At 74.6% G+C, this 25,250-nt stretch carries 19 protein-coding genes and 1 tRNA gene; 15 read left to right on the top strand and 5 right to left on the bottom strand.

The genetic code is table 11. From position 1 onward, the window contains the following. Positions 1–101 precede the first annotated feature (101 nt). Positions 102–2,840: a penicillin acylase family protein gene (locus tag ACF1AK_RS05230; protein ID WP_391497418.1), complete on the top strand. Its 2,739-nt coding sequence runs from the start codon at positions 102–104 to the stop codon at positions 2,838–2,840. Between the two features lie 73 nt (positions 2,841–2,913). On the opposite strand, the gene ACF1AK_RS05225 is transcribed toward ACF1AK_RS05230, so the two are convergent. Continuing rightward, a complete protein-coding gene (locus tag ACF1AK_RS05225) occupies positions 2,914–3,489 on the bottom strand; it encodes a 5-formyltetrahydrofolate cyclo-ligase (RefSeq protein ID WP_391498018.1) in 576 nt (191 codons plus the stop codon). A gap of 120 nt (positions 3,490–3,609) precedes the next feature. Here ACF1AK_RS05225 and ACF1AK_RS05220 point away from each other — a divergent pair, with 120 nt between their 5' ends. The 8 genes from ACF1AK_RS05220 to ACF1AK_RS05185 all read left to right on the top strand — a co-directional run bounded on the left by ACF1AK_RS05220 (position 3,610) and on the right by ACF1AK_RS05185 (position 10,053). Then, a complete protein-coding gene (locus tag ACF1AK_RS05220; RefSeq protein ID WP_391497417.1) occupies positions 3,610–4,617 on the top strand; it encodes a GGDEF domain-containing protein in 1,008 nt (335 codons plus the stop codon). A gap of 12 nt (positions 4,618–4,629) precedes the next feature. Further along, positions 4,630–5,550, top strand: a complete 921-nt coding sequence (gene galU / locus ACF1AK_RS05215) for a UTP--glucose-1-phosphate uridylyltransferase GalU (RefSeq protein ID WP_380295080.1) — start codon at positions 4,630–4,632, stop codon at positions 5,548–5,550. A gap of 26 nt (positions 5,551–5,576) precedes the next feature. Beyond that, entirely contained in the window at positions 5,577–6,932 is a 1,356-nt protein-coding gene (glp, locus tag ACF1AK_RS05210) for a gephyrin-like molybdotransferase Glp (protein WP_391497416.1), read from the top strand. A 188-nt stretch (positions 6,933–7,120) separates the two neighbouring features. After that, positions 7,121–7,561, top strand: a complete 441-nt coding sequence (gene moaC / locus ACF1AK_RS05205) for a cyclic pyranopterin monophosphate synthase MoaC (protein WP_380295104.1) — start codon at positions 7,121–7,123, stop codon at positions 7,559–7,561. Continuing rightward, positions 7,558–8,061, top strand: a complete 504-nt coding sequence (locus tag ACF1AK_RS05200; protein ID WP_391497415.1) for a molybdenum cofactor biosynthesis protein B — start codon at positions 7,558–7,560, stop codon at positions 8,059–8,061. Before moaC ends, ACF1AK_RS05200 begins: the two co-directional genes overlap by 4 nt. Next, complete coding sequence (locus tag ACF1AK_RS05195) at positions 8,058–8,684, top strand: GNAT family N-acetyltransferase (protein ID WP_391498017.1); 627 nt, start codon at positions 8,058–8,060, stop codon at positions 8,682–8,684. Before ACF1AK_RS05200 ends, ACF1AK_RS05195 begins: the two co-directional genes overlap by 4 nt. 150 nt (positions 8,685–8,834) lie before the next feature. Continuing rightward, positions 8,835–9,866, top strand: a complete 1,032-nt coding sequence (locus ACF1AK_RS05190; protein ID WP_391497414.1) for a hypothetical protein — start codon at positions 8,835–8,837, stop codon at positions 9,864–9,866. 113 nt (positions 9,867–9,979) lie between these two features. Continuing rightward, positions 9,980–10,053: transfer RNA gene (locus ACF1AK_RS05185), tRNA-Ala, on the top strand. Between the two features lie 189 nt (positions 10,054–10,242). On the opposite strand, the gene ACF1AK_RS05180 is transcribed toward ACF1AK_RS05185, so the two are convergent. Further along, on the bottom strand, positions 10,243–11,118 hold the full coding sequence (locus ACF1AK_RS05180; protein ID WP_391497413.1) for a peptidase: 876 nt from the start codon (positions 11,116–11,118) through the stop codon (positions 10,243–10,245). A 2-nt stretch (positions 11,119–11,120) separates the two neighbouring features. Continuing rightward, on the bottom strand, positions 11,121–12,446 hold the full coding sequence (locus tag ACF1AK_RS05175; RefSeq protein ID WP_391497412.1) for a VWA domain-containing protein: 1,326 nt from the start codon (positions 12,444–12,446) through the stop codon (positions 11,121–11,123). A 288-nt stretch (positions 12,447–12,734) separates the two neighbouring features. Between ACF1AK_RS05175 and ACF1AK_RS05170 the strand changes: the two genes are divergently transcribed. The 5 genes from ACF1AK_RS05170 (at position 12,735) to ACF1AK_RS05150 (ending at position 19,591) form a co-directional block, all read left to right on the top strand. Then, positions 12,735–13,244 (top strand): DUF1269 domain-containing protein, encoded by a 510-nt coding sequence (locus tag ACF1AK_RS05170; protein ID WP_391497411.1) that lies wholly within the window; start codon positions 12,735–12,737, stop codon positions 13,242–13,244. Between the two features lie 165 nt (positions 13,245–13,409). Next, on the top strand, positions 13,410–14,759 hold the full coding sequence (locus ACF1AK_RS05165; RefSeq protein ID WP_391497410.1) for an FtsW/RodA/SpoVE family cell cycle protein: 1,350 nt from the start codon (positions 13,410–13,412) through the stop codon (positions 14,757–14,759). A gap of 62 nt (positions 14,760–14,821) precedes the next feature. Further along, on the top strand, positions 14,822–16,282 hold the full coding sequence (locus tag ACF1AK_RS05160) for a penicillin-binding transpeptidase domain-containing protein (RefSeq protein WP_391498016.1): 1,461 nt from the start codon (positions 14,822–14,824) through the stop codon (positions 16,280–16,282). Between the two features lie 248 nt (positions 16,283–16,530). Further along, positions 16,531–18,018, top strand: coding sequence for an amino acid permease (locus ACF1AK_RS05155; RefSeq protein WP_391497409.1), 1,488 nt, complete (start codon positions 16,531–16,533; stop codon positions 18,016–18,018). Between the two features lie 124 nt (positions 18,019–18,142). Next, positions 18,143–19,591, top strand: a complete 1,449-nt coding sequence (locus tag ACF1AK_RS05150) for a glycosyltransferase 87 family protein (protein WP_391497408.1) — start codon at positions 18,143–18,145, stop codon at positions 19,589–19,591. Positions 19,592–19,623: 32 nt separating this feature from the next. Here the strand turns inward: ACF1AK_RS05150 and ACF1AK_RS05145 are convergent, their stop codons facing one another. Together ACF1AK_RS05145 and ACF1AK_RS05140 are read right to left on the bottom strand one after the other, a co-directional pair. Next, entirely contained in the window at positions 19,624–21,393 is a 1,770-nt protein-coding gene (locus ACF1AK_RS05145; RefSeq protein WP_391497407.1) for a penicillin-binding transpeptidase domain-containing protein, read from the bottom strand. Positions 21,394–21,609: 216 nt separating this feature from the next. Continuing rightward, complete coding sequence (locus tag ACF1AK_RS05140; protein WP_391497406.1) at positions 21,610–23,514, bottom strand: dolichyl-phosphate-mannose--protein mannosyltransferase; 1,905 nt, start codon at positions 23,512–23,514, stop codon at positions 21,610–21,612. 106 nt (positions 23,515–23,620) lie between these two features. Between ACF1AK_RS05140 and rsmI the strand changes: the two genes are divergently transcribed. Beyond that, positions 23,621–24,502: a 16S rRNA (cytidine(1402)-2'-O)-methyltransferase gene (gene rsmI / locus ACF1AK_RS05135; RefSeq protein ID WP_391497405.1), complete on the top strand. Its 882-nt coding sequence runs from the start codon at positions 23,621–23,623 to the stop codon at positions 24,500–24,502. The last annotated feature ends 748 nt before the right edge of the window (positions 24,503–25,250 follow it).

Genomic DNA, 25,250 nt, shown 5'->3' with positions numbered 1-25,250 from the left:
GTGCACGGCCGCCAGCCGGGGCGGCCTAATGTGGTGCACTGTCACGGCCACGTGCTCTTGACATGTCCGCCCGCCCCCCAGTGAGGACCGCAAGGACCCAGATGCCCCGCTCCAAGAAGTTCCGGCGCGCCCGTCTGATCGTGATCGTGCTGGTCGTCCTGCTGGTGGCCGGCGCCGGCTACGGCGGCTACCGGGGGGTGGCCGCGGTCCGGGCGTCCTTCCCGGAGGTCGACGGCAGCGTCAAGCTGGCGGGCCTGAGCGCGCCGGTCGACGTCAAGCGCGACGCCAACGGCATCCCGCAGCTCTACGCCGACACCTCCGAGGACCTCTTCCGGGCCCAGGGGTATGTCCAGGCCCAGGACCGCTTCTGGGAGATGGACGTCCGGCGGCACATCACCGCGGGCCGGCTCTCCGAGATGTTCGGCGACAGCCAGGTCGAGACCGACTCCATGATCCGCACCATGGGCTGGCGCAGGATCGCGCAGGAGGAGTTCGACACCGTCCTGACCCCCGACACCAAGAAGAACCTCCAGGCCTACGCGGACGGCGTCAACGCCTGGCTCGCCGAGCACCCGGGCGGTTCCTCGGCCTCGCTGGAGTACGGCCTGCTCGGCGTCGTCAACGGCGACTACGAGCCCGAGCAGTGGACCCCGGTCGACTCGGTCTCCTGGCTCAAGGCGATGGCCTGGGACCTCTCCGGGAACCTCCAGGAGGAGATCGACCGCTCGCTGCTCGCCCAGGACTTCAGCCCCGAGAAGATCGAGGAGCTGTACCCGGAGTACCCGTACGCCCGCAACGGCACGATCGTGAAGACCGGCACCGTCAACGGCTCCGCGTACAAGCCCGCCGACGGCACCGCCCCGGCCGCCGGTTCCGGCACGGCCGGCTCCGGCACCGCCCCGGGCACCACCCAGGGCTCGGCCGCCACGAAGGCGCTGCTCAAGGACGTCACCGACCGGATCGACGCGCTGCCCGAGCTGCTCGGCCGCAACGGCCAGGGCATCGGCTCCAACTCCTGGGTGGTCGCCGGCAGCCACACCACCACCGGCAAGCCGCTGCTCGCCAACGACCCGCACCTCGGCCCGGGCCTGCCCTCGGTCTGGTACCAGATGGGCCTGCACTGCCGGGCCGTCTCGCCGACCTGCCAGTACGACGTCTCCGGCTTCACCTTCGCCGGGATGCCCGGGGTGGTCATCGGCCACAACAAGGACATCGCCTGGGGCCTCACCAACCTCGGCGCCGACGTCACCGACCTCTTCCTGGAGAAGGTGACCGGCCCGGAGACCTACCTGGTGGACGGCAAGGAGGAGAGGTTCGAGCTCCGCAAGGAGACCATCAAGGTCGCCGGGGGCGAGGACCGCACCATCACGGTGCGCACCACGAAGACCGGCGCCCCGCTGATCTCCGACCCGAGCACCGAGCAGCAGAACGTCGGCAAGTACGCGCCCAACGGCGCCTCCGCCCCGGACCGCGGCACCGGCGGCTACGGCGTCGCCCTGCAGTGGACCGCGCTGATCCCCGGCAAGACCATGGACGCGGTCTTCGCGCTCGACCGCGCCAAGGGCTGGGAGGACTTCCAGAAGGCCGCCGCCGACTTCGCCGTCCCGGCCCAGAACCTCATCTACGCCGACGCCAAGAACATCGGCTACCAGGCCCCCGGCCACATCCCGGTGCGCGGCAAGGGCAACGGGCGCTACCCGGCGCCGGGCTGGGACTCCGCCTACCAGTGGAAGAAGGACCCGGTCCCGTTCAGCGCCCTGCCGTGGAGCCTCAACCCGGCGAGCGGCTACATCGTCACCGCCAACCAGGCCGTCGTCGACGCCTCGTACAAGCCCTCGCTGACCACCGACTGGGAGTACGGCACCCGGGCCAAGGAGATCACCGACCAGATCGAGGCCCGGCTGAAGAACAACGGCAAGATCTCGCCGGACGACATGCAGGAGATGCAGCTCGACAACACCAGCGTCCTGGCCAAGACGCTGGTCCCGATGCTGCTCAAGGTCGAGATCGACGACCCCTACGTGCGCGAGGCCCAGGACCTGCTGAAGGACTGGAACTACCACCAGGACGCCGACTCGGCCGCCGCCGCCTACTACAACGGCGTCTGGCGCCAGCTGCTCACCCTGGCCTTCGGCCAGAAGTTCCCGGCCGACCTGCGGGCGGAGGACAACTGCCTGCTGGTCCGCGAGCAGGCCGACCCGACCAAGCCCGACAGCAAGTCGAGGATCGTCACCGAGTGCGGCACCCGCGACCCGGGCCGGGCCCAGCCGGACGGCGGCGACCGCTGGACCGAGGTGGTGCGCCAGCAGCTGGAGAAGCCCGACAGCGGCTGGTGGACGTACATCGACTCCCAGCACAAGGAGCAGAAGGGCCTGGACAACCTGCTGCGCGAGGCGATGACCAACGCCCGCCAGGAGCTCACCTCGCTGCTCACCAAGGACATCACCACCTGGAGCTGGGGCCGGCTGCACAAGCTGGAGCTCCGTGAGCGCACCCTCGGCTCGGACGACTCCTCGATCGCCTCGGGCGCCGTCCACAAGCTGCTCAACCGCGGCCCGTACCGCCTCTCCGGCGGTTCGGCGGCGGTCGACGCGGCGGGCTGGAACGCGGCCGCCGGGTACCAGGTCGACTGGATCCCGTCGATGCGCATGGTGATCGACCTGAACGACCTCGACGCCTCCCGCTGGATCAACGTCGGCGGCGCCTCGGGGCACGCGTTCCACGAGAACTACAACGACCAGACCGATCTCTGGCTCAAGGGCAAACTGCTGACCTGGGCCTACTCGCCCGACGCGGTCGACAAGGCGGCCAAGCACCGCCTGACGCTGACCAACGGCTGACGCCGCGGCCGGTCCCGACGGCCCCGCCCCCGGATCCCCGGGGCGGGGCCGTCGGCGTGCGGTCCCCGCCCGCTCACCCCAGCCGGTGGGTGCCCGAGGGCGTCAGGGCGAGGTGCACCGGCCGGTCGTGCGGTTCCGCCGGCACCCGTTCCAGCAGCTCGTGCTCGTACAGCAGCACCGCCAGCACCGGCCGCGCCCCGGAGCGCTCCAGCCGGGCCAGCACCCGGTCGTAGGAGCCGCCGCCGCGCCCCAGCCGCAGCCCCCGGCGGTCCACCGCGAGACCCGGCAGCAGCACCAGGCCCGCCTCGGTCACCGCCTGCGGGCCGAGCCGCCCGCCGACCGGCTCCAGCAGCCCGCGCCCGGCCGGGGCCAGTGCCTGCGGGCCCTCGTAGGGGGCCCAGTCCAGGTCGTTGTCCGCCATCAGCACCGGCAGCAGCACCCGCACCCCGCGCGCCCGCAGCGCGTCCAGCAGCGGCCGGGTGCCCGGCTCGGCGCCCACCGACACGTACGCCGCCACCGTGGCCGCGGCGGCCGCCAGCTCGCCGGCGTGCCCGGCCAGCGCCTCGGCGGCCCGTTCCCGGTCCCCGGGAGCCAGCGCCCGCCGTTCGGACAGCAGCCGTGTCCTCAGCGCGCTCTTCTCGTTGTGCATGGGATGGTCCACCGCTCCTCCACCGCTCGACCCCGACCGTTCCGACCTCGACCGCTCCGGACCCCCGGCCTCCGTGCGACCGGGACGCCCAGAGCCTGACACGCGGAAGGCACCCCCTCGATGTCCACCCCGCTGCTGGTGCAGGCCCTCGCCGCGGTGAGCGCCCCCGCGCTGGCCGGCGCCACCGTCCTCGGCAGCCGGCTGCGGCGCGGCTCGGCCCGGGCGGCGCGGTGCGAGGCCGCGCTGCGCGAGCGCCTCGCCGCGCTGGAGTCCCGCTGCGCCGAGCTGGAGCGCACCGCCTCCTGCGACCCGGTCACCGGCGTCTGGAACTACCGGCACCTCCAGCTCACCCTGGACCGGGAGATCGACCGGGCCCGCCGGGCCGAGCAGCACGAGCAGCAGGACGGACCGCGCCCGCTGGCCGTCCTGCTGCTGGAGATCAGCGGGTTCGACGCGGTGGTCGCCGAGCACGGCCGGGCCCGGGCCGGGACGGTGCTGCGCGACCTCGCCCAGCGGCTCGGCATGGAGATCCGCCGCTCCGATACCCTGGGCCGCTGCAGCGGCGAGGAGTTCCTCGTGGTGCTGCCGGACACCGGCGCCGAGGGCGCGGCCCAGGTCGCCGACCGGCTGGTCTGGTCGGTCCGCCGCCACCTGCTGCTGGACTGGTCCTCCGGGGACCGGGAGGGCCGCCGCCCCCACGGCAACGGCCTCACCGCCGCGGCCGGGCTGGCGGTGCTGCCCGGGGACGGCGCCCACGCCGCGGTGCTGCTGCGGGCCGCCGACCGGGCCCTCGCGGCGGCCCGCGCGGCCGGCGGGGACTGCTGGCGGCCGGCCGGTTCCGGGGCCTGTCCGGCGGGCGCCCCGGGGGCCGCTCAAAGGGGCGCTCAGGGGGCCGCTCAAGGGGGCGCTCCGGGGGCCGCGAAGACGGCTGTTCCGCTACGGCCGGAAGGAGTCTTCGCAGCCGAACGTGACCGTTCGGAAAAGGCGGGTAGTCTGTCGCCCTGTGTCGGAGGGGACCCCCTCGCCCCGTCCGCCACGACCCCTATGCCTGCCATCGCGGCCGGGTCCGGCGACGTGCTGCCCAAGCATCGGTCAACTGCGCCCGGTCAGGCGAAATACGTGCCTTAGTAAGGTAAACGCATGACGACGACGAACTCCCGTCCCCCGGTCACCAAGGCAGTGGTCCCCGCGGCCGGTCTGGGGACCCGATTCCTGCCGGCCACCAAGGCGACTCCGAAGGAGATGCTGCCCGTCGTCGACAAGCCGGCGATCCAGTACGTCGTCGAGGAGGCGGCCTCGGCCGGCCTGTCCGACATACTGATGGTCACCGGCCGCAACAAGCGCGCCCTTGAGGACCACTTCGACCGGGCCTACGAGCTGGAGGAGCTGCTCGCCCGCAAGGGCGACGAGGACCGGCTGCGCCGGGTGCGCGAGTCCGTCGAGCTCGCCAACATGCACTACGTCCGCCAGGGCGACCCGAAGGGCCTCGGCCACGCCGTCTCGGTCGCCGAGCAGCACGTCGCCGGCCAGCCCTTCGCCGTCCTCCTCGGCGACGACCTGATCGACCCGCGCGACCCGCTGCTGGCCCGCATGATCGAGGTCCAGCAGGAGCTCGGCGGCTCGGTCGTCGCGCTGATGGAGGTCGACCCCTCCCAGATCCACCTCTACGGCTGCGCCGCGGTCAAGCCGAACGGTTTCGGCGAGGACGTGTTCCAGGTCACCGACCTGGTCGAGAAGCCGGACACCGCCGACGCGCCGTCGAACTACGCCGTCATCGGCCGCTACGTCCTCGACCCGTCGGTCTTCGACGTGCTGCGCGAGACCCAGCCGGGCCGCGGCGGCGAGATCCAGCTCACCGACGCCCTGCGCGAGCTGACCAACCGTTCCGCCGAGACCGGCGGCCAGGTGCACGGCGTGCTCTTCAAGGGCCGCCGCTACGACACCGGCGACCGCGCGGACTACCTGCGCGCCATCGTCCGGCTGGCCTCCGAGCGCGAGGACCTCGGCCCGGACTTCCGCAGCTGGCTGCGCGAGTTCGTCGCCTCCGAGCTGCAGGACTGACACACCGACAGAGAGCGAGTGCGCCGATGACCGGGTCCACGGAGAGCGGTACCACCCCCGCAGCCTGCTGCGACGACTCCGCGGACCCGGCGGCCCGCTCCGCCTCCGCCGCCCGTCCGGACGGTCTGTGGACCGTGGACGAGCACCTCGCCGACGTCCTGGCCGCCGTCGGCCCGCTGCCCGCGATCGAGCTCCAGCTGCTCGACGCCCAGGGCTGCCGGCTGGCCGAGGACGTCCACGCCGACGGGGACCTGCCGCCCTTCGACAACAGCTCGATGGACGGCTACGCCCTGCGCACCGCCGACACCGTGGGCGCGAGCGACGCCTACCCCTCGGTGCTCACGGTGGTCGGCGACATCGCCGCCGGCGCCGGCGACCTCCCCCGGGTCGGCCCCGGCCAGGCCGCCCGGATCATGACCGGCGCACCCGTCCCGCCCGGCGCCCAGGCCGTCGCCCCGGTCGAGTGGACCGACGGCGGCACCGGCACCGGCCGCCCCGCCGACGCGATGACCGCCGCGTCCGGCGGCGAGGAGGTCCGGGTGCTGCGCCCGGTCGCCGAGGGCGCCCATATCCGCCGCCGCGGCAGCGACGTGGAGGCCGGCAGCCGGGTGCTGGCCGCCGGCACCCGGCTCGGCCCCGCCCAGCTCGGCCTGCTCGCCGCGGTCGGCCGGGCCACCGCCACCGTCCGCCCGCGCCCGCGGGTGGTGGTGCTCTCCACCGGCAGCGAGCTGGTCCAGCCCGGCGAGCCGGTCGGCCCCGGACGGATCACCGACTCCAACAGCTTCACCCTCACCGCCGCCGCCCTGGACGCCGGCGCGATCGCCTACCGGGTCGGCGGCGTCCCCGACGACGCGGCCCGGCTGCGCGCCGTGCTGGAGGACCAGCTCGGCCGGGCCGACCTGATCGTCACCAGCGGCGGCGTCAGCGTCGGCGCCCACGACGTGGTCAAGGAGGTCTTCGCCGAGTACGGCGGGGTCGACTTCCGGCGGCTTCGGATGCAGCCCGGCAAGCCGCAGGGCTTCGGCCGGATCGGCCCCGGGGCGGGCGTGCCGCTGATGGCGCTGCCCGGCAATCCGGTCAGCGCGTACATCTCCTTCGAGCTGTTCGTGCGCCCCGTGATCCGCACGATGCTCGGCGCCGAGGACGTCCACCGCCCGGTGGTCCGGGCGCACTGCCCGGTGGCGCTGCGCTCGCCCGCCGGGCGCCGGCAGTTCCTGCGCGGCCGGTACTCGGCGCGCGACGGCCTGGTCGAGCCGGTCGGCGGCGCGGGTTCGCACCTGGTCGGCGCGCTGGCCAGGGCGGACTGCCTGATCACCGTGCCCGAGGACGTCACCGGGCTGCCCGCCGGCAGCGAGGTCGACGTGGTGCTGCTCGGCGGCTGAGCACCGGGCCGTCCGGGTGAACTCCCCTCCGGGGCGGGCCGTCTCACCGACGCGGCCCGTCCCACGCCCCGGCCGGGGCGGGCGGTACGGTAGCGCGGTATTCGACCTGCGCGCCCCTGGAGCCACCCGTGACCACCTCACCCCCCGGCGACCGCCTCACCCACGTCGACGAGCAGGGCGCGGCCCGGATGGTCGACGTCACCGGCAAGGCCGTGACCGCCCGGACCGCCGTCGCGGCCGGCCGGGTCAGGGTCTCCCCGCGCGTGGTGGAGCTGCTGCGCGGCGAGGGCCTGCCGAAGGGCGACGCGCTGGCCGTGGCCCGGATCGCCGGGATCATGGGTGCCAAGAAGACCCCCGAGCTGATCCCGCTCTGCCACCCGATCGCGGTCTCCGGCGTCGAGGTCGAGCTGACCGTCGCCGACGACGCGGTGGAGATCACCGCGACCGTGCGGACCGCCGACCGGACCGGCGTCGAGATGGAGGCGCTGACCGCCGTCGCGGTGGCCGGGCTGACCGTGATCGACATGGTCAAGGCGGTCGACAAGGGCGCCGCCGTGGAGTCCGTCCGGGTGCTCGCCAAGACCGGCGGCAAGAGCGGCGACTGGACCGCCCCGGAGGCCTCCGCATGAGGGCGCTGGCGGTCACCGTCTCCAACCGCGCCGCGGCCGGCGTCTACGCCGACAAGGGCGGCCCGCTGCTGGCCGAGGGCCTGCGCGCGATGGGCTTCACGGTCGACGGCCCCCGGGTCGTCCCGGACGGCGAACCGGTCGAGGCGGTGCTGCGCGAGGCCGTGGCGGCCGGCTACGACGTGGTGCTGACCACCGGCGGGACCGGGATCTCGCCGACCGACCTCACCCCCGAGATGACCGCCCGGGTCCTGGAGCGCGAGATCCCCGGCATCCCCGAGGCGATCCGCGCGTACGGCCGGGAGAAGGTTCCCGCCGCCGCGCTCTCCCGGGGGCTGGCCGGGGCCGCCGGACGTACCCTGGTCGTCAACCTGCCGGGCTCGACCGGCGGCGTCCGGGACGGGCTGGCCGTCCTGGCCCCGCTGCTCGCCCACGCCGTCGACCAGCTCGGCGGCGGGGACCACCCCCGGCCCGACGCACCAGCTTCCGGGAGCGCGCACTGAACGCCGGCTGGCCGGTAGAGCTCCACGAGGGGGACGTCGTGCTGCGCCCGATCCGGGCCCGCGACCAGCGCGAGTGGCAGGAGGTCAGCCGCCGCAACCGGGACTGGCTGCGGCGCTGGGAGGCCACCGTGCCGCCCGGACCGGCCGGCCTCGCGGCGGGCCCGCGCCCGACCTACCGGCAGATGGTGCGCTACCTGCGCGGCGAGGCCTCGGCCGGCCGGATGCTGCCCTTCGTGGTGCTCCACCGCGGCCGGCTGGTCGGGCAGTTGACCGTCGGCGGGATCACCTGGGGCTCGATGTGCTCGGCCAACGTCGGCTACTGGATCGACGAGGGGGTGGCCGGCCGGGGGATCATGCCGACCGCCGTGGCGCTTTCGGTGGACCACTGTTTCCGCACCCTGGGACTGCACCGAATCGAGGTGTGCATCCGGCCGGAGAACGGCCCGAGCCGGCGGGTGGTGGAAAAGCTCGGCTTCCGTCCGGAGGGAATGCGGCCGCGCTATCTGCACATCGACGGCGACTGGCGGGACCACCTGGTGTTCGCACTCACCGCCGAGGAGGTCCCGGAGGGGATGCTGGAACGCTGGCGCTCCCTCAGCTCGGGTCGGCGTCCGGGAAATTGAATGTATGTTCGAATGAAATATCGATATGGCATCGGCGCGGCGACGGACGGGCACAAATACCGGCAAAATAGTCGGAGAATCAGCTTGATCACACGACACGCCGTGCCAAATTGCTACCGGCCCTTCCTCCACGCCCGTACGGTGTGAATCGTGAGCAGTAGCGGCCTTATCTACGCCGTCATCGTAGGGGCCTGGGCCGCCTATCTGGTGCCCATGTGGCTCCGCAGGCAGGACGAGCTCAACGAGGCGCGCCCGACGGAACGCTTCAGCACCGCCATCCGCCTGCTGGCCGGGCGTTCGGCGCTGGAGCGGCGGGCGTCCCGGGCCCTGGGCGACGAACCGCGTGACGACGAGCAGAGCGAGGACGGCCCCCCCGAGCGGGACGCGGCCGCCCCCGGCGACCCCGCGGCCGCCCCCGGCAGCCCGGCGGACGAACCGGCGCCCCCCCGCCCGGCGGGCCGGGCCGAGGCGCGTCCGGGGCCCGCGGAGGGCGGCGAGCGCCGGGCGCGGCTGCTGGCCCGCCGGCGCCGCATGGTGACCGTCCTCTTCCTGGCCTTCGCGCTGGGCGCGGTGGTCGCGGCGGTGGCCGGACTGGCCTTCCTCTGGGTGCCCGCGCTCCCGGCCGTCCTGCTCACCCTCTACATCGGCCACCTGCGCCGGCTGGAGCGCCAGCGGTACGCGGTGAAGCTGGACCGGGTCCGCGCGGCCCAGGCCGCCGAGCGGCTGCGCAAGCGCGAGCAGCAGCGCGCCGAGGCCGGCCGGGAGAAGGCCGCCGGCCCCGGACCGGCCCCGGAGTCCGCCGCGCCGGCGGCGGAGGCGCCCGCCGGGCGCGGCCGCCCGCACCTGCGGCTCGCCACCGAGGCCGACGCGGCCCGCGCGGCCTCCGAGGGCGCCGCGGCCGGCTCGGCCTCGGCCGTGGCGGAGGCCACCGAGCACGAGGAGTGGGTCGACGGCATGCGGGAGCGCGGCGCGGCCGGCCCGGACTCCTGGGAGCCGGTGCCCGTCCCGCTGCCGACCTACGTGACCGCCCCGGTGGCCCCCCGGGTCAACCGCGGGCTCGACCTGTCGGCCCCCGGCACCTGGACCGCCGGCCGCCCGGCCGAGTCCCGGAAGACCCCGCTGTTCGACCAGTACGCCGAGCCCCCCGCGCCGGAGCCCCGGCCCCGCGCCGCCAACGAGTAGCTTCGAGGCCCCCTCCCCGGGGGCCTCCTCGCTTTCCCGGGGCCGCCCCCACGGCCCCCACCAGGGGGGTGGTCACGGACCCCCTCCGAAAGGTGCTAGAGTTTCTTCTCGTTGGGGCTGTGGCGCAGTCCGGTAGCGCACCTCGTTCGCATCGAGGGGGTCAGGGGTTCGAATCCCCTCAGCTCCACCCAACGGAAGTCCCGCCCGATCGGTTGATCGGGCGGGACTTCTGCGTTGTGGGGGTGCGTCGGCCGACGGGGGGTCAGTCCGGGCGGCGCGCAGGCTTCTCAAGGGGGGCTGTGAGGGGGATCACGGGCGGGAACGGCGGAGGGCCGGCCCGGGGGATCCGGACCGGCCCTCGGCGGAGGCGGACGGGTCAGGGCTGGCCGGAGCCCGCGTACGGGCCGGGCTGGGGGGCGCCGGACTGGGGCGGGACCGCGCCGTAGCGGGCCGGACGGCGGCCGCGCGGGTGCCGGGTGAGGGTGTAGCCCGCGACACCGGCCAGAGCGGCCAGGGCGCCGCCGGCCAGGGTCCAGAACCAGCGGCTGTTCCAGCCGGAGAACCAGCCGGTGTACCAGTGCTCCTCGGGCTCCTCGGGGGCCGCCGCCCTGGCGGTCGCGGCGCCGCCGCCGGCCGGCGGGACCAGCGGGGCCTTCAGCTCGCCGCCCTCGGGCTGGGCGTTGTCCTCGTCGCCCTTGGCGGCCACGTGGAGCCGCACCGAGGCGGGCAGGCCGAGGTCGGGCTGCGGGGCCTCGGGGACCGAGAGCCGGACGTAGTAGCTGCCCGGCAGCGGGTCGCCGGACCACGGCTCGGCCCAGGAGCGGATCTCGCGCAGGGTGCAGCTGAGCGCCAGCGAACCGGTGGCCTTCCCGGCGGTCGCGGTCTGGACGCCGTCGGTGCACGCCTGCCGGCGGCGCAGCCCGTCGAACACCTCGACGCTCCAGGTCTGCGGCTCGTCGTGCCGGTCGGCGGACGGGGCGAGGGTGATCGTGAGGTCCACCCGGGCGGTCTGGCCCTCGGCGGCGCCGAACGCCCAGTAGAGGTAGTCACCGGTGGAGACGGAGACCGCGGCGTCCTGGCCGGGGGCCAGGTTGACCGCGGTCAGGAACGAGGTGCCGGCCTTGTTCGCCGGGGCCGGGCTGCCGCTCGCGCTCGGCGAGGGCGAGGCGGCCGTGGCGGCCGGGGCCGTCAGGGCGAGCGCCGGCAGCAGGGCCAGTGCGGCCGCGGCGGTGCGGAGGAAGGACGTACGCATGGTCAGTTCTCCTGCCAGACAGCGATGCGCCAGCGTGCGATCCAGCCGAACAGCAGGCCGGTCACCAGGCCGGCCAGGGTGAGCACGAGCAGCAGGATCCAGCCCCGGCCCAGGCCCATCGCCGGGCCGTCGGGGGCGGGGGAGGCGGCGGTCAGGTCGACCGTCAGCTCCAGCGGCAGGCCGGGGTCGGCCGCGACACCGGGCTGCGGGGCCAGCGAGTTGGAGACCACCAGGCAGACGGTGGTCTCCGGCTTGCCGCTCGGCGAGGCGGACGCGGTGGCGGTGGCGGTGGCGTAGCCCTTGGAGTCGGCGGGGGACCAGCGCAGGCCGGTGGAGACGACGTCGGTGCGGCCGCTTCCGGCGTCGGTGCCGCGGACCAGCTCCTGGCCGGCGGCGCTGGTGGCCTGCAGCAGGACGCCGTAGTCCCGGGCCACCGCGCGGTCCAGCGCCACGCTGACCGAGGCGCGCAGCTCCTGGCCGGACTTCACCGGCACGCGGTAGACGCGGTGCTCGGAGAACTTCTCGCGGTCGCTGTAGACGCCGGGGGCGAGGACCGGCGCGGACTCGCAGGTGTCGGTGCCGGCGGTCTTGACCGGGGCGACCGCGTAGGTGTCGTTGGAGCGGTCGACCAGCTGCTTCACCTTCTCGGTGAGCTGCTCCTGGGTGCGCACGTCGGTGTAGGTGCCGCCGGTGGCGTTGGCGATGCAGAGCAGCTGCTGGCGGGTCTTGTCGTCGTGCGCCAGGCCCAGGGTGTCGACCACCAGGTGGATGCCCTGGGAGGCCAGCTCACGGGCCACGTCGCAGGGGTCGGGCGGGGTGCAGGTGTCCTCGCCGTCGGTGATCAGCACCACCCGGCGGGTGGTCTCGCCCTTGCCGAGGTCCTCGGCGGCGCCGCGCAGCGCCAGGCCGATCGGGGTGAAGCCGGTCGGCCGCAGGGTCGCGACCGCGGTCTTGGCCTCGGTCTTGTTGGTCTTCCCGACCGGGAAGAGCTGCTTGGTGTCCAGGCAGCCCTTCGCCTTGTCGAGGCCGTCGTAGGTGGCGCCCAGCGTGCGGATCCCGAACTCGGTCTCGGACGGCAGGGCGTCGATGACGTCGTTCAGGGACTGCTGGGCCACCGAGATGCGGGTCTTGCCCTGGATGTCGGCCTCGCGCATGGAGCCGCTGACGTCCAGGACGAGGTCGACCCGGGGGGCTTCCCGGCCGGCGGCGCCGGTTGAGGGTTCGTCGGCATGGGCGGGCAGGCCGCTGAGCAGCGCCCCGCCCGCTATCGCCAGGGCGGCCAGCAGGCTGCCGAGCCTGGGCTTCGGTCGTCGTAGTCCGGTGTTCACCCGCCGATCCTAGGGATCATCAGTTCGCCGTGGCCAACGTGCGGCGGTGCGCGAACGGGCAGCCCCTCCGGCGCGAACTCGCGGGCGCCGGTGGGCGATCGGGGGCGGGGAGGCGCCGGGGTGCGCCGGTCGCGCGGCCCGCTGCCGACGGAGCGTCGGGCAATGCGGGACACACCGGGTGAAAAGTCGATTGATAGGGATTTGCTCGTTAGGGTGACGAGCGGGGAGAGGGCGCCGCACCGGCACCCGCCCCGGCAGACACGTCCGCTTCAGGGGAAGGACCCGTCCGTGAGCAACCTCTTCGCGATCGCCTATCCGGATCTGGCCACCGCCCGGGCGGTGCGCGACGAAGCGGTCGCCCTGCAGAAGCAGCGGCTGATCGAGCTGGAGGACGCGGTCGTCGTCGAGCGCCGCGAGGACGGGAAGATCAAGCTGCACCAGCAGGTCAGCACCACCGGCGCCGGGGCCGCCTCGGGCGCCGTCTGGGGCGGGGTGATCGGTCTGCTGTTCTTCATGCCGCTGCTCGGCGCCGCGGTCGGCGGGGCGGCCGGGGCCGCGGTCGGCGCCACCACCGACATCGGGGTGGACGACGACTTCATGCGCCAGGTCGGGCAGCACCTCCAGCCGGGCACCGCCGCGGTGTTCCTGCTGGTCCGCACGGCCACCGCGGACAAGGTCGTCCCGGCGCTGGCCCGCCACGGCGGCCGGATCATCCAGACCTCGCTCTCCGCCGAGGCCGAGGCCGACCTGAGGGCGACCGTCGAGGCCTCCCGGACGCAGGCCCCGGCCTCCGCCTGACCCGCCCGCGACCCGTCGGTCCGCCCGACCCCGGATCCCGCCGGAACAGCCGCTCACACCGGGGCGGACGGGCCCGCGCCCGTCCGCCCCGGTGACGCCCCGGCCCCCGTCCCGACGCCCCGCAGCCCCCGACTTCCTGGACGGTCCGTGGCGACACCCCCCGCCGTGACCGGAACCGCCGGCCGATCGCGCCGGAGCGTGCCGGCCCGGCGCAACACCGAACTCGCGCTGGTCCTGGCCGCCGTGCTGACCGCGGTGCTCGGCCACGCCGCGGTGGGCCTGACCGTCGACGGCGCGGTGCCCGCCGACGCGGGCCGGTACGGGGCCGCGCTCGGGGTGCTCGCGCTGCTGGCGCACGGCACGGTCCGCTGGAGGGCGCCGTACGCGGACCCGCTGCCGTTACCGATCGCGCTGCTGCTGAACGGCCTCGGACTGGTCGTCATCCACCGGCTGGACCGGGCCGCCCCGGGCGACGCGGCACCCGCCCAACTGCTCTGGTCCGCCCTCGGGGTGGGGCTGTTCGTCCTGGTGCTGCTCCTGCTGCGGGACCACAAGCGGCTGCGGCGCTACGCCTACCTCGGGGCGCTGGCGGCCCTCGTCCTGCTGGTGCTGCCGGTCTTCTTCCCCCCGGTGTACGGCTCGCGGATCTGGATCACCGCCGGTCCGTTCTCGCTCCAGCCGGGGGAGTTCGCGAAGGTCCTGCTGGCGGTGTTCTTCGCCGCCTACCTGGCGGTGCACCGGGACGCGCTGGCGCTCACCGGGCGGCGGGTGTGGCGGTTCCGGCTGCCGCCCGGGCGGGTGCTGGCGCCGGTCCTGGTGATCTGGGCGGCCTTCGTCGGGGTGCTGGTGGCGGAGACCGACCTCGGCACCTCGCTGCTCTTCTTCGGCCTCTTCGTGGTGATGCTCTACGTGGCCACCGCGCGCACCGGCTGGATCGTCATCGGGCTCTTCCTGGCCGCCGTGGCGGCGGTCGGGGTGGGGTGGCTCTCGCCGCACGTGCACAGCCGGGTCGGCGACTGGCTGGACCCGCTCGGCCCGATCGCCGAGGGGCACGGCGCCAACCAGATCGCCCAGTCCCTGTTCGCCTTCGCCTGGGGCGGCGAGCTGGGCGCCGGGCTGGGCAACGGGCACTCGGCGCTGATCGGCTTCGCCGCCAGGTCCGACTTCATCCTCGCCACCATCGGCGAGGAGCTTGGGCTGACCGGGCTGATCGCGGTGCTCCTGCTGTACGCGGTGTTGGTCTCGCGCGGCTTCCGGACCGGGATCGCGCTGCGCGACCCGTTCGGGCGGCTGCTGGCGATCGGGCTGGCGGCGCTGGTCGGCCTCCAGGTGTTCGTGGTGGCGGGCGGAGTGCTGGACCTCATCCCGCTGACCGGGATGACCCTGCCGTTCGTCGCCCAGGGGGGCTCCTCGGTGGTGACCAACTGGATCATCGTCGCGCTGCTGGTGCGGATGAGCGACGCCGCGCGGCGGCCGGTCCCCGTCCCCGTCCCCGTCCCCGGGGAGCAGGGGTGAGCCGGCGGCGCGGGGGCGGGCGACCGGGCGCCGGGCCGCCGGGGCGCCAGGGCCTGCCGGGGATCGCCGTCACCGGGCGCCGGGCCGGCACCTTCTGCCTGCTGCTGATCGTGGCGCTCTGCGCCCAGGCCACCCGGGTGCAGGTGTTCCGGGCCGAGGAGCTCAACCACAACAGCGCCAACCAGCGGCCGGTCATCGAGCGGTACGCGCAGCCGCGCGGCAACCTCCGGGTGGGCGCCGACAGCGTCACCGGCTCCGAGGCCACCGGCGGGCGGTTCGACTTCAAGCGCACGTACACCGACGGCCCGCTGTTCGCCGCGGTCACCGGCTACGCCTCGCAGACCTACGGCAACAGCCAGCTGGAGGGCACCGAGGACGCGCTGCTCTCCGGCACCGACCCCCGGCTGTCCGGCTGGGCGGTGTGGGACGCGGTCGCCCGGCGGCGCAACCCCGGCGGGGACGTCCGCACCACCGTCGACCGGGCCGCCCAGGAGGCGGCGGTGCACGGGCTCGGCGGGCGGAAGGGCGCGGTCGCCGCCATCGAGCCGGCCACCGGGCGGATCCTGGCGCTGGCCTCCGCCCCGTCCTACGACCCCGGGAGCTTCGCCGGCGCCTCGGCCGGCGACCAGGTGGCCTGGAACCGGCTGCAGAGCGACCCCGACCAGCCGATGCTCAACCGGGCGCTGCGCCGGACCTACCCGCCCGGGTCGGCCTTCACGGTGGTCACCGCGGCGGCGGCGCTGGAGAGCGGGGTGGTCACCGACATCGAGGCGCCGACCGGCGCGCCGTCCCCCTCGGTCCTGCCGGGCACCACGACGCCGTCGGCCACCGGCGCCCGGGCCTGCGAGGAGCCCGGCCAGTCGCTGGAGACCGCGATGACGCTCGGCTGCGACAGCGTGCTCGGCCACCTCGGCGTGCGGGTCGGCCCGGAGCGGATGGCCGCGACGGCGGAGGCGTTCGGCTTCAACGAGCCCCGGCTGGACATCCCGGTGCGGGCGGCCCGCTCCGTCTTCGGCACCCGGACGGACGAGGCGCAGCTGGCGCTCTCCTCGATCGGCCGGGACGACACCGCCGCCACCCCGCTGGTGATGGCGATGGTCGCCGCCGGGGTGGCCAACAACGGCACCGTGATGCGTCCACAGCTCGTGGACGCACTGACCAGGAGCGACGGCACCACGGTGCGGCTGATGCGGCCCGCCGTGTACCGCCAGGCGGTCGGCCCGGGCACGGCCGGGCAGGTGCGGCGGCTGATGACCGACGCGGTGGAGAACGGCACCGGGCGCACCGCCCGGATCCCCGGCGCGGTGGTGGGCGGGACGTCCGGCACCGCCGGGCCCGGGGCGGACGACGGCGGGACGCCGTACGCCTGGTTCATCGCCTGGGCCGCCCCGGCCGGCTCGGCCGCGGTGCCGCCGGTGGCGGTCGCCGTGGTGATCGCGGACGGCGGGGCGGCGGAGGGGACGGGCGGCGGGCTCGCGGCCCCGGTCGCCCGCGCGGTGATGCAGGCGGTGCTGGCCGGGTGAGCTCCTTACGGGCCGTTCCGGCCTGCCGCGGTAGCCGGTCGGAGGGAGATCCGCCGTCTGCGAAGTGTCCGGTTTGTGCCTGCTGGTGCGACGGTTCGTACAATGCGCGCGACGGGACTGTTCGTTTGCGACACTGGTGCTTTCGCGGGGAACTACCCATCTTTGTTCGGTTGGTCCCCCGATGACACCTTCGGTGTGTCGGGTGACCGGCCGCTCCCACCCTCCCCTGCCCAGAAAGACCCTCCGTTTTGGCCAGCAACACGCTCGGCGCCCGCCTGCTGAGGCGCAAGCCCGTCATCACCCTGATCGCCGAGAGCGAGGGCCGCGAGGGCCTGCCCGCCGGTGCGCCCGAGGAGGGCGGACGTTCCGGCATCCACCTGCGCCGCTCGATCGGACTCTGGCAGCTGTCCGCGATCGGCATCGGCGCCACCATCGGCACCGGCATCTTCTTCGTGCTGACCAGCGCCGTGCCCTCGGCCGGTCCGGCCGTCATCCTGTCGTTCGTGATCGCCGCGGTCACCGCCGGCCTCACCGCGCTCTGCTACGCCGAGATGGCCTCCGCCATCCCGGTCTCCGGGTCGTCCTACTCCTACGCCTACGCGACCCTCGGCGAGGGCGTCGCCTTCGCCGTCGGCATCTGCCTGCTGATGGAGTACGGCGTCTCGGCGTCCGCCATCGCGGTCAGCTGGGCGGAGTACCTCAACAAGTTCTTCGACCTGGCCTTCGGCTTCCAGCTGCCCGAGGTGCTCACCGGCGCGCCCGACGACACCCACTGGTTCAACCTGCCGGCGCTGCTGCTGGTCGCCATGGTCTGCTTCCTGCTGATCCGCGGCGTCAGCGAGTCGGTCAGGGTCAACGCGGCCATGGTGGCCGTCAAGCTGCTCATCCTGCTGCTCTTCGTCTGCGTCGCGCTGACCGGCTTCCACTCCGGCAACCTGACCCCGTTCATGCCGCTGGGCATCGGCGGCGTGCAGGTCGCCGCCTCCAGCATCTTCTTCTCCTTCATCGGCCTGGACGCCGTGTCCACGGCCGGCGAGGAGGTCAAGAACCCCCGGCGCACGCTGCCGATGGCGATCATCATCTCGCTGGTGGTGGTCACCCTGCTCTACATCCTGGTGGCCCTGGCCGGCATCGGCGCCCAGCCCTGGCAGAAGTTCAAGGGCCAGGAGGCGGGCCTGGCGCAGATCCTCCAGGACATCACCGGGCAGAGCTGGCCGGCCATGCTCTTCGCGGTCGGCGCGATCGTCTCGATCTTCTCGATCACCCTGGTGGTCATCTACGGCCAGACCCGCATCCTGTACTCGATGGGCCGCGACGGCATGCTGCCCAAGCGCTTCGCCGAGCTCTCGCCGCGCTCCGGCACCCCGGTCTGGAACACCATCGTGGTCGGCCTCGGGGTCGGTGCGCTGGCGGCCTTCGTCCCGCTGCGGGTGCTCGCCGACATCACCAGCCTGGGCACCCTGATCGCCTTCTCGGTGGTGTCGATCGGCGTGATCGTGCTCCGTCGCACCCAGCCCGACCTGCCGCGCGGCTTCAAGGTGCCGGGCTACCCGGTCGTCCCGGTGCTCAGCGTCGGCTTCTGCGCCTACCTGATCAGGGGCCTGCACGCGGACACCTTCGCGGCCGGCGGGATCGCCCTGGTGCTCGCGGTGGCGGTGTACTTCGGCTACAGCATCAAGCACTCCAAGCTGGAGCGGGCGGACCGGCCGGCCGAGACCGACAGCAGGGTCGGCTGAGCGCGGTGCGCCGCCGAGGGGGCCGCCCGGGGGACCGCACCCCCGGGCGGCCCCGTTCGTACCGGCCCACACCGACTGCGCCGACATGGCGACAGGGCACCGCCCCCGGCCATAACCTTCCACCATGGTGAGCACCCGCCCGCCCGGCCACTCCCGCCCGCGCGGCCGCTTCACCGGCCGGGGCGCGACCCCGACGACCCCGGCCCAGGCCGTTCCCTCCTCCGGCTCCCCCGCCGCTCCCGCCACCGCTCCCGCCGCCCGGCGCGGCCGGCTGCGCGGTGACCCGGCCCGCCGCCCGTTCCCCCACCAGCGGGGCGAGAACGGGCCGCCGCCCCCGCGCGTCCGGCCGGACCCGGCCGGACTCGCCGCGCACCGCGGCGTGCAGCTGCTCGGCTGCCTGGTCGCCGCCGGCTGGGCGGCCGGCTTCCCGCTCGTCTCCGACCTGCCCAACCAGCGGCTGTGGGGCACCCTCGCCGCCCCCGCCTACCTGCTCGCCGGGCTGCTCTGCGTGGTGCTGCCGCGGCGCCTCGCCGCCCGGGCCGCGGCCGCGTCCGCCCTGCTGGGCGCCGTGCTGGTGCCGCTGGTGGTCCTGGTGCTGCAGGGCCGCCACCAGTCCGAGGTGATGGTGGTCGAGCGCTCCGCGCACCTGCTGTTCAGCACCGGCAGCCCGTACCTGCCGCACCCGGTGGTGGTCACCGACTACAACCCGTACCTGCCGGCGATGTCGCTGTTCGGGGTGCCGCACACCGTGCTCGGCGAGGGCAGCGTCCTGGCGCGGCTGGCCGGGGACGCCCGGATCTGGTTCGCGCTGGCCTTCGTCGTCTGCCTGCTGGCGAGCTGGCGGCTGCTGCGGCCCACCCGGGACCGCGCGCCGCTGCTGCCGATGGCCGTGCTCACCGCCTCGCCGCTGGTCGCGCTGGCGCTGGTCGGCGGCGGGGTGGACCTGCCGCTGATCGGGCTCTGCTGTCTGGCCATGGCGCTGGCCGAGCGGGACCGGACGATCGCCGCCGGGCTGGTGCTGGCCCTGGCCGGGACCCTCAAGTGGACGGTCTGGCCGGCGCTGCCGGTGGCCGTGCTGCTGCTCTGGCGGCTCTACGGGCGGCGCCCGGCCGCCCGGGCGGGGCTGACCGCGCTCGGCGCGGCGTCCGCCGTCCTGGTGCCGTACACCCTGGCGCGGGCCGAGGAACTGCGCGAGCAGGTGGTGCGTTTCCCGCTCGGGCTGACCGCGGTGCAGACGCCGGCCGGCAGCCCGCTGCCCGGCAAGGTGCTGGCCGGGTTCGGACCCACCGGGCACATCGCCTCACTGGTGCTGCTGACGGTCGGCGGGCTCGGGGTGACGGTCTGGCTGCTGGCCCGCCCGCCGGTCTCCGCGATCGCCGCCGCCGACCTGCTGGCCGCCGGGCTGGCGATCGCCTTCATGCTGGCGCCGGCCGGGCGGTTCGGGTACCTGGCGCTGCCGGCCGTGCTGGTGATCTGGCCCCGGCTGGCCGCCCGGCGGTGGAGCGCCCGTCCCTCCGCGCCGCCGTCCTGCCTGCTGACGCGCCCCGGGCCCGCCCTGCCGGCGAGGCGGTAGGACGGGCCCGGGGCGCGGTCGTGCCGGGGGCGTCAGCGGTTGCCGGCGGCCTTGATGATCGAGGCGACGGCGGGACCGGCGGCGTCCACACCGTGGCCTCCGCCCTCGACCTCGGCGGCGACCGCGAGGTTGCCCCGGTAGGCGGTGAACCAGCTGTTGGTGGTGGCGATGCCGGTGGCCTCGGCGGAACCGGTCTTGGCGCCCGCGTTGTCGGAGATCCCGGCCATCACGTCCTTGGCGGTGCCGCCGGTGGCGGTGGCCGCCATCATCTGGCGCAGCTTGCCGGCGACGTCGGGGGTCATGTCCCGGGCGGCCTTCTGCTGCGGCAGCTCGGCGACCAGGACCGGCTGCTTGAAGGTGCCGCTCTGCACGGTGGCCGTGATCGAGGCGATGGCCAGCGGGTTCATCTGGACCTTGCCCTGGCCGATCGACTGCATGGCCTGCTCGTCCTTGTTGGTGCCGGCGTCCGGCACCACGGCGTCGAAGCTGGGCAGGCCGGTCTGCCAGTTCAGGCCGATGCCGTAGACGTCCTTGGCGGTGGCGGTCAGCGCGCCCGGCTTGAGGCTGGCCAGGCCCTGGTCGATGAAGGCCGTGTTGCAGGAGATCATGAAGTCCTGCTGCAGCGTGTTGTTCGGGTACGCGTCGGGGAACGAGTTCGGGATCTTCTTCGGGTTGCTGCTCAGGACCGGGCAGGGCACCGGGGTGTCCGGGTTGATCCCGGCCTCCAGCAGGGCGGTGGAGGTGAGGATCTTCAGCGTGGAACCCGGGGCGAGCTGGCCCTGGAAGGCCCGGTTCAGACCGGTGACCGGTGCGTTGGCGAAGGCCAGGACCTGACCGGTGCTCGGCTCGATGGCGACGATCGAGCCCTTCTTGCCGCCCAGGTCGGTCATCGCCTTCTCGGCGGCGGCCTGCAGCGTGGCGTCGAGGGTCAGCTTGAACGGCTTCGGGGGCTTGGGGTCGACGATGGTGAACAGCCGGTCGGGCGCGGCGTTCTGGTCGGCCTGGTTGGTGATCACCACGCCGGTGCCGTTGTCGCTCTGGTCCTTGTTCTGGTCCGCGAGCAGCTTGGCGACCTTGGCCTGCGCGGTGGCGATCAGCGGGGTGACCGAGGGGCTGTTCAGCGGCTTGTTGTTGCGGTCCACCACGTTGCCCGCCAGCGGGGGCAGCGGCTGCACCGAGATCGTCTCGCCGGCGGCCAGGTGCGGGTGGATCACCGACGGGGCCCAGTGCACGGCCGGGGTGTTGTCGCTCATCTTCACGACGCCGAGGAAGCCGTTGTAGTCCCAGACCCGGTTGGTGCCCTCGAACTCGGCGCGCGCCTTGAAGGTCATCAGCGTCCCGGTCGGGGCGGGCGGCGTGGTGGCGGCCGCGGGGTCGGTGGCGGTGGCGTCGCCCGGGGCGGCCGGGGTGGCGGCGGGGGCGGTGCTCTTGGCGGGGGAGGGGGTGCCGGTCGCCGAGGCGAAGGCCGCCGGGGTGGCCGGGCCGGCCGGCGCCAGGGTCAGCGCGCTCGGCTTCACCTGGTCCCGGAACGCGGTCAGCGCGGCGGTCGCGGCCGTCGGGTCGTCGGTCAGCGCCGCCGCCTTGGCGAGGTCGCCGGCCGCCCAGGCGTCCAGGAAGTCCTTGAGCCCGGCGGCGGCCTGCTCGGCGGTCGGAGGCTCGGCGACCACGGTGCGCTGCTTCTTGGCGGGTGCCTCGCCCTTGTCGTCCGAGCCGCCGACGAGGCTGTACGCCCCGTAGCCGCCGGCGGCGAGCATGGCGACGGCCACGCCGGTGATGAGGCCGGTCTTCGCGCCATTGCGCATGGTGATGTTCCCCCAAGGGTCAGGCGATCGGGCCGCAGCCGGACGGAGGCCGGATGCGCGTTCGGAGCCCAGCCTAGGCAGCCGGGCTCCGTGCACCGACGAAGGGACCTGGTCTTGTGACGGTTCTGGTACGTGCCGCACACCACTCCGGTACAGTGCGCCGCCCCTGGCGGCGGGCCGTGCGCCGCCCCGGTGGCCGGGGCGGCGGCGCGGCCGTCAGATCCAGGTGGTGAACCACATCCGCCGGCGCCAGTCCTCCATCGGGATCGTCTCGCCGGTGTACAGGGGGTGGAAGAAGAGGAAGTTCCACATGATCAGCAGGACCACCAGCCCGCCCGCCGCGGCGCCGATGATCCGCCGGTCCCGGGAGGCCCCGGGGGGACCGAGGACGGCGCCCACCAGCATGGTCACGGCGAGCACCAGGAACGGCACGAAGCAGACCGCGTAGAAGAGGAAGATCGTCCGCTGCTGGTAGGCGAACCAGGGCAGGTAGCCGGCGGCCAGGCCGCAGAGCACCGCGCCGGCCCGCCAGTCGCGCCGGGCCGCCCACCGCCACAGGCAGTAGACCAGGGCGATCACGCCGGTCCACCAGAGCAGCGGGGTGCCGATGCCCAGCACCTCGCGGGCGCACTCGTTCACCGTGCAGCCGGCCGCCCCCTGCTTCGGGGACTCGTAGAAGAAGGAGACCGGCCGGCCGAGCACCAGCCAGCTCCACGGGTTGGACTGGTAGGTGTGCGGGTCGCTCAGGTGGGTGTGGAAGTCGTAGACCGTCGAGTGGTAGTGCCAGAGCGCGCGCAGGCCCTCGGGGATCCACGGGTAGTCGGTGGAGCGGCCGACCGCCCAGTCGCGGCCGTAGCCGCCCTGGTTCGGCACGTTGCTGCTGGCGAACCAGCCCCACCAGGAGGTGATGTAGACGACCACCGAGGTCACCACGACCGAGACGAAGGCGGGCACCGCGTCCCGGGCCAGCGTCCACAGGTAGGGGCGGTCGGCGCCGGCCAGCCGGCGCGAGCCCACGTCCCACAGCACGGTCAGCAGGCCGAAGGCGGCCGCCACGTACAGGCCGCTCCACTTGGTCGCGCAGGTCAGGCCGACGCAGACGCCGGCCGCGATCCGGTACGGGCGCCAGCCCAGGTTCATCCGGCGGGCGAGCGCCCCGTCCGGCCCGCCGTCGCCGTGCGCCGCGAGACGGGCGGCGATCCGGGCCCGGGTGTGGTCGCGGTCCAGCAGCAGGCAGCCGAAGGCGGCGAGGATCCAGAACATCACCACCAGGTCCAGCAGCGCGGACCGGCTCATCACGAAGTGCAGGCCGTCCACCGAGAGCAGCAGGCCCGCCACGCAGCCCAGCAGGGTCGAGCGGAACAGCCGGCGGGCGATCCGGGCCACCATCAGCACCGAGAGGGTGCCGAGCAGCGCCACCGCGAAGCGCCAGCCGAAGGGGTTCATCCCGAACAGCTGGATCCCGGCGCCGATGATCCACTTGCCGACCGGCGGGTGCACCACGTACGAGGGGTTCGTCCGGTAGGGGACCGGGTCGCCGGCCATGATCCGCTCGTTGGCGCCGTCCGGCCAGCTGATCTCGTAGCCGCCGTGCCAGAGCGCGTAGGCGTCCTTGGCGTAGTACGTCTCGTCGAAGATGATCGCGTTCGGCGAGCCGAGGTCGCCGAACCGCAGGACCCCGGCGAACAGCGCCACCGCGAGCGGGCCGAGCCAGCCGGACCAGCGGACCAGCCAGGACCACAGCGGCTCCGGCAGGGACAGGCCCAGCCGGAGCAGCAGCGGGGAGGGCGGCACCCGCTCCGGGGTGACGCCCGGGCCGTCCGGCATCGGCGGGACCAGGCGCTCGGCCAGGGGGACGGCCGGTGCCGGCGCGTAGCCGAAGCGGGTCAGGCCGCGCAGCCAGGCGGAGCGCGGCGGGGGTATGGAGCCGTCGTCGGGCTCGCGGGGCTCGCCGGGCCCGGCGCCGGGCCCGGCGGGGCCGTCGGGGCCGCCGCCGCCGTCCGGGTCGCGGGGGCCGGGCAGGGCGGGTGACGGCTGGTCCGTCAGGACCGGCACGCCGACGTCACCCCGCGCGGTGTGGTCTGTACCAGTGGGCGTCTGCGCCGCCGTGTCGCCGTTCATCCGCCACATCGTAGGGGCGCATCGTGAGCCTGCGGAGGGTCCCTCCGAAGCTGCCCGAATCGTCACCAAAAGCGCCCGGCGGCCGGTTGCTGGAAGGATGGGGCCCGTGACAGGAGTACTGGTACTGGCAGGCACCCCCATCGGCGACGTCGCGGACGCCCCGCCCCGGCTGCTCACCGAGCTGGCCACCGCGGACGTCATCGCGGCGGAGGACACCCGGCGGCTGCGCCGGCTCACCCAGGCGCTCGGGGTGACCCCGGCCGGGCGGGTGGTCTCCTACTTCGAGGGCAACGAGGTCGGGCGTACCCCCGAACTGGTCGAGGCGCTGCTCGGCGGCGCCCGGGTGCTGCTGGTGACCGACGCCGGGATGCCGTCGGTCTCCGACCCCGGCTACCGGCTGGTGGCCGCCGCGGTCGCCGCCGGGATCAAGGTGACGGCGGTGCCCGGCCCGTCCGCGGTGCTGACCGCGCTGGCGCTGTCCGGGCTGCCGGTCGACCGGTTCACCTTCGAGGGCTTCCTGCCGCGCAAGAGCGGCGACCGGTCCCGGCAGCTGGCCTCGATCGCCGCCGAGCCGCGCACCATGGTCTTCTTCGAGGCCCCGCACCGGATCGCCGAGGCACTGGCCGCGATGGCGCAGGCGTTCGGCCCCGAGCGGCCCGCCGCCGTCTGCCGCGAGCTGACCAAGACCTACGAGGAGGTCCGGCGCGGACCGCTCGGCGAACTGGCGGCCTGGGCGGCCGAGGGCGTCAAGGGCGAGATCACCGTGGTCGTGGCGGGTGCTCCGCCGGCCGCGCCGCAGGAGCTGACGCCGGCCGAGCTGGCCCGGCTGGTGGCCGTCCGGGAGGAGGCCGGCGAACGGCGCAAGGAGGCGATCGCGGCGGTCGCGTCCGAACTGTCGCTGCCCAAGCGGGAGGTGTTCGACGCGGTCGTCGCGGTCAAGAACGCGGCCGCCGCCGGACCGGGAAGGGTGGTCGGCGAACCCTCCTGAAGTGCCCGCGTCAAGCCGCTGAGCTGCGGGTACGCACCGTTCGCCGACGATGTGCCGCCGGGCTCGCGGGCGCGTACCGTGGAGAGAAGGCCCCGGGGTAAACACCCGTCGAGCTGAAGCTTCGGTCGAGGTTCCCGGACAGGACCCACCCTTTCGTATAGGGATTCCCAACCTGCCTCCAAGTCTTCACAAGACGGGCATCCCCCGGGGTGTTCCGGGCATTTCCTGGGATGGAAAGACCCAGCCGGGCGAGCGCCCGGCGGGCGCTGGGAGACGGCTATGAGCGAGACGATCGGTAGCCCCCGCGGTGGCAACGCCCTGAGCGACCCCGGCCCGAGCGGCACCGGCCCGAGCGGCCGGACGCACACTCCCGTCGAGACCGTCCGGGAGGCCTACTCCTTCGCGTGCCTGAGCTGCGGGTACGGCTGGGAGCAGGCGTACGACATCGAGCACCACGTGGCCCGGGACGGGCACGTGGTCGTCGAGTACCACGCCAACGGAGTCCGGGTGCCGTCGCCGCTGCTGAAGCCGACCTGCCCGGGCTGCGGCGGCCACACCGTGCGGATCATGCGCGAGGGCCGGGTGGGCGCCGCCGACCAGCCCTGGCAGCACGCCCCCGGGTACGCCGCGCACGCCGAGCCGGGCGGGGGGGGGGGGGGCGGGGCGGGGGGGGGGGGGGGCCCCCCGGGCGGGGGCGGGGGGGGGGCCCCCCCCGGGGGGGGGCGGGGGGGGGGCCGGGCCGCGCGGC

Source organism: Kitasatospora sp. NPDC015120 (genome assembly GCF_043080305.1).
GTDB lineage: Bacteria > Actinomycetota > Actinomycetes > Streptomycetales > Streptomycetaceae > Kitasatospora.
This window is presented reverse-complemented; position numbering and strand designations above follow the sequence as displayed.

Bases quoted from the DNA above. Each gene is read 5' to 3' on its own strand.
- ACF1AK_RS05230 (WP_391497418.1), top strand. From the start codon at position 102: ATGCCCCGCTCCAAGAAGTTCCGGCGCGCCCGTCTGATCGTGATCGTG.
- ACF1AK_RS05225 (WP_391498018.1), bottom strand. From the start codon at position 3,489: ATGCACAACGAGAAGAGCGCGCTGAGGACACGGCTGCTGTCCGAACGG.
- ACF1AK_RS05220 (WP_391497417.1), top strand. From the start codon at position 3,610: ATGTCCACCCCGCTGCTGGTGCAGGCCCTCGCCGCGGTGAGCGCCCCC.
- galU (WP_380295080.1), top strand. From the start codon at position 4,630: ATGACGACGACGAACTCCCGTCCCCCGGTCACCAAGGCAGTGGTCCCC.
- glp (WP_391497416.1), top strand. From the start codon at position 5,577: ATGACCGGGTCCACGGAGAGCGGTACCACCCCCGCAGCCTGCTGCGAC.
- moaC (WP_380295104.1), top strand. From the start codon at position 7,121: ATGGTCGACGTCACCGGCAAGGCCGTGACCGCCCGGACCGCCGTCGCG.
- ACF1AK_RS05200 (WP_391497415.1), top strand. From the start codon at position 7,558: ATGAGGGCGCTGGCGGTCACCGTCTCCAACCGCGCCGCGGCCGGCGTC.
- ACF1AK_RS05180 (WP_391497413.1), bottom strand. From the start codon at position 11,118: ATGCGTACGTCCTTCCTCCGCACCGCCGCGGCCGCACTGGCCCTGCTG.
- ACF1AK_RS05150 (WP_391497408.1), top strand. From the start codon at position 18,143: ATGGTGAGCACCCGCCCGCCCGGCCACTCCCGCCCGCGCGGCCGCTTC.
- ACF1AK_RS05145 (WP_391497407.1), bottom strand. From the start codon at position 21,393: ATGCGCAATGGCGCGAAGACCGGCCTCATCACCGGCGTGGCCGTCGCC.
- ACF1AK_RS05140 (WP_391497406.1), bottom strand. From the start codon at position 23,514: ATGAACGGCGACACGGCGGCGCAGACGCCCACTGGTACAGACCACACC.